Below are 3994 nucleotides of genomic sequence, written 5' to 3'. Positions count from 1 at the left end.
ATGGGTTTTATAGCTAAAATTATTAAAATTTATAAAATAAAATGTGTAAGTACAAAATAATAAATATTACATAATTTTGCCCTTACACAAAATATATCCTATTTTTTATATTTTAAAATTCGCCCTATGACTTCATTCTTCAATTTTTCTACCTTATCAAAATTCATGTTAGGAACATAGTATTCCTCTATAATATCGTGATTGGATTTTGCTCGTTTCAAATTCGCAATGGCATTATTCATTAAATAATCTACTATATCCTTATCTATTTTTATATCGTCTTTATATCTACTTAATTTTTCTTCGTCGATAAAATCATTTAAATTAATTGATTGTTTATCTTTAAATAAATAGCTTGTAGTTATAGCTACATTTAATTTAGGTATATATACAGCTTGCAGCTTATCTATAATTAACGGAAAATGATATATTTCTACATCTAATCCTTTTTTCAATGCTCGGTTGTAAATACTTCTTAAAAATTCACTTTTACCAACACCTATATCACCACTCAGATAATAAATATTCTCTACGCCTTCAAATAGACTATCTGAATAATCTAAATATCCTACAGGGGTTATCGCTGAACCAAATAGATGTCTACATTTAGGTATTTCTTCACAAAATTCAACTCCATAAAATAACTTATCCATAAAATCATCCGTTGCTTTATTGACTTTTGACCAATCCATACATTTTGAATTTTTAGATTCTATATCTAAATAAATAGGTTCTGCTGATTTTAAAAATTTAAATGCTCTTTGGAAACAGTCACCTATATTGTCATTACATAATTTAATCTCAGATTTATTTTTCTCCAATTTTTCTACATCCCAAAATTCACCAAAGTTAATAATTTCATCGACCGCCCCAGGTAATTTAGGATCAACAATATGTGGTGCAGTTGCATCTAACAAAACTACATTTAAGCCATTTATAACTACTCCATCTAAGGATTTCGGATCTGAGGAACAATAGTGAAGCTCTATATCATATCCCATCTTGACAAATTCTCTCGCGACCTTCTTCATAAATGACGATTTGCCAACTCCTGGTCCACCTTTTAGACAAAATATTCTATTTACATCATCTGGAATTATATAATCAAAAAATGAATAAAAACCATTAGATGTGTTTCCCCCTGGAAACATCTTTCTTATTTTTCCTGCCATAAGCAAATACCTCCTAAAAAAGCTCTATATTAAGATATTTATTTTTGCTTATTTTTGTTACAAAAAAAGAACCTATTATGTAGCATTAATTATCCTACATAATAGGTTCTCTATATTCTAATATCTAATCTACAGTTATTTCATATCCATTCTTAGTGTATTGCTCAACTATTTCAGCCCAGACATCTTCAACACCTGTTTTCTTAGTTGCTGATAGAGGAATCACCTTTTCATCTTTTTCTAACTGCAATTTCTTTCTGATAATGCTTATATGCTTTTGATATTTTCCTCTAGCTATTTTATCTGCCTTTGTAGCGATTACAACGCATTCATAGCCAAAGTGTTTTATCCATTCATACATCATTACATCGTCATTTGTTGGTTCATGTCTAATATCGACTAATAAGAAAATAGCACACAATTCATCTCTATTTTCTAGATAAGTCTCCATTATATTTCCCCATTTATCTTTTTCTGACTTTGCAACTTTAGCATATCCATATCCTGGAAGGTCAACAAAGTAAAATTCATCGTTTATCAAATAAAAATTTATAGTTCTAGTTTTTCCTGGAGTTTGACTAGTTCTCGCGAAATTTCTTCTATTTAGCAGTGCATTGACACAAGAAGACTTTCCGACATTAGATCTACCAACTAAAGCTATCTCTGGCAGCCCTTCAGCTGGATACTGATGTCTTTTTGTAGCACTCATTTTGATTTCTGAATTTCTAATCTTCATTTTTATCACCATCTTTTACTAGAGCGTGCTCTAGTACTTCATCTAAGTGTTTAACTAATACAAATTCCATTTGATCCTTTACGTTTTGTGGTATTTCATCCAAATCAGCTTCACAATCCTTTGGAAGTAAAACCTTCTTGATGCCAGCTCTATGTGCAGCAAGTAATTTTTCTTTAACTCCTCCAACTGGTAAAACTCTACCTCTTAGAGTTATTTCACCTGTCATAGCGACATCGCATCTTACAGGTATCTTAGTTAAAGCAGATAATACAGCTGTAGCCATTGTTACACCTGCTGATGGTCCATCCTTAGGTGTTGCTCCCTCTGGAATATGAATGTGAATATCTTCAGTTTGGTAGAAATCATCAGGAATATTGTATTTATCTGATATTGATCTAATGTAAGAAATTGCAGTTTGAGCAGATTCCTTCATTACATCACCTAATTGACCAGTTAATACAACTTGTCCTTTACCTTTTAGTACATTTACTTCTACATTTAGAGTTACGCCTCCAACTGCAGTCCATGCAAGTCCTGTAACCATTCCTACCTCTGGCTTAGCTCCAGCTAAATCGAAGGTATACTTGTCTTTTCCTAGGTATTCTTCTAGATCCTCCTTCTTAACTACAACTTCAGTTAAGTTTGGATCTTCAACATATTTTTTAGCTACCTTTCTGCATATCTTACCTATAGTTCTCTCTAAGCTTCTGACACCAGCTTCTCTAGTGTAGTAATTTATGATGTCTCTCATAGTAGCATCGTCTATTTTTACAAAGTCTTCTTTAAGACCATTTTCAGCTATTTGTTTTTTAACTAAGTATTTTTGAGCTATGTTTAATTTTTCTTCTTCGATATAACCAGATAATTCTATGATTTCCATTCTATCAAGTAGTGGACCTGGTATTGTGCTCAAGCTATTTGCAGTAGTTATAAATAATATCTTAGATAAATCAAATGGTATTTCTAGATAGTGGTCTACGAAGTTTTTGTTTTGTTCTGGATCTAGAACTTCTAGCATAGCAGACGCAACATCGCCCTTATAGTCAGATGCCATCTTATCTATCTCATCTAGTAAGAAAACAGGATTTTTAGTTTCTGCTTCTTTTACACCGTTTATAATTCTACCTGGGATAGCTGCAACATAAGTTCTTCTGTGACCTCTTATTTCAGCCTCATCTCTTACACCACCAAGAGAAATTCTCACGAATTTTCTGTTCATTGCAGCTGCTATAGATTTAGCTATAGATGTTTTACCTACACCTGGAGGTCCAACTAAGCAGATTATCGGTCCTTTTAGTGATTTAGATAGAGTTCTTACTGCTAAGAATTCTAGGATTCTTTCTTTTACCTTTTCCATACCATAGTGATCGCGGTCTAGTATTTCTTTAGCCTTTTTAATGTCTAATTTATCTCTAGTTTCTTTGTTCCATGGTAGTGAGAATATAGTATCTAAGTAGTTTCTACTTACAGATATATCTGGTGAAGCAGGTGATATTTTAGAGAATTTGTCTATTTCTCTGTTTATTTTAGCCTTTGTATCTTTAGGCGCTTTTATCTTTTTAAGCTTAATTCTGTACTCTTCTGCTTCAGAATTTATATCTTCTTCTTCACCTAATTCTTTTTGTATAGCTCTAAGTTGTTCTCTTAAATAATATTCCTTTTGAACCTTATTCATTTGTTTTTTGACTCTTAGAGTTATTTTCTTTTCAATTTTTAATATATCAATTTCTTCTAGTAAAATTGAATATAAAAGCTCTAATCTTTTAGTTATATCAAATTCTTCTAGTATTTGTTGTTTTTGCTCTGGTTTTAAATATATATTAGCTGCGATAGTATCTACAAATCTATCTGCATTTTCTATTTCTCCTAGTGAAACAAGTATTTCTGGAGAAACTCTATTTCCTATATTTATATATTCTTCAAAAGATTCTAAAACATTTCTAACTAAAGCTTGGACTTCTACATCGTTTTCACTTTCGCTTTGATTGTATATAATTTCATCGACAACAGCTTCAAAAAAGCCTTTATCTTGATTAACTTCTTTTATTTTAGCTCTTGATATACCTTCAACTAAAACACGAACTGT

The 3994-nt window shown here is 31.3% G+C and carries 3 protein-coding genes; all 3 read right to left on the bottom strand.

Features of this window, described 5'->3' with window-relative positions; translation table 11 throughout:
- Nucleotides 1-98 precede the first annotated feature (98 nt).
- Nucleotides 99-1172 carry a PRK06851 family protein gene (locus MR593_RS07860; RefSeq protein ID WP_290691654.1) on the bottom strand — a complete coding sequence of 358 codons (1074 nt, stop codon included), beginning with the start codon at nt 1170-1172 and terminating at the stop codon, nt 99-101.
- A gap of 124 nt (nt 1173-1296) precedes the next feature.
- A complete protein-coding gene (yihA, locus tag MR593_RS07855; RefSeq protein ID WP_290691652.1) occupies nt 1297-1908 on the bottom strand; it encodes a ribosome biogenesis GTP-binding protein YihA/YsxC in 612 nt (203 codons plus the stop codon).
- The coding region (gene lon / locus MR593_RS07850; protein ID WP_290691651.1) for an endopeptidase La at nt 1898-3994 on the bottom strand (2097 nt) is incomplete at its 5' end. The genes yihA and lon, both read right to left, overlap by 11 nt.

Source organism: Intestinibacter sp., from assembly GCF_022780145.1.
Lineage (GTDB): Bacteria > Bacillota > Clostridia > Peptostreptococcales > Peptostreptococcaceae > Intestinibacter.
The sequence above is the reverse complement of the archived record's forward strand: the minus strand, read 5'-3'. Positions and strand labels throughout refer to the sequence as shown.

Bases quoted from the DNA above. Each gene is read 5' to 3' on its own strand.
- MR593_RS07860 (WP_290691654.1), bottom strand. From the start codon at position 1,172: ATGGCAGGAAAAATAAGAAAGATGTTTCCAGGGGGAAACACATCTAAT.
- yihA (WP_290691652.1), bottom strand. From the start codon at position 1,908: ATGAAGATTAGAAATTCAGAAATCAAAATGAGTGCTACAAAAAGACAT.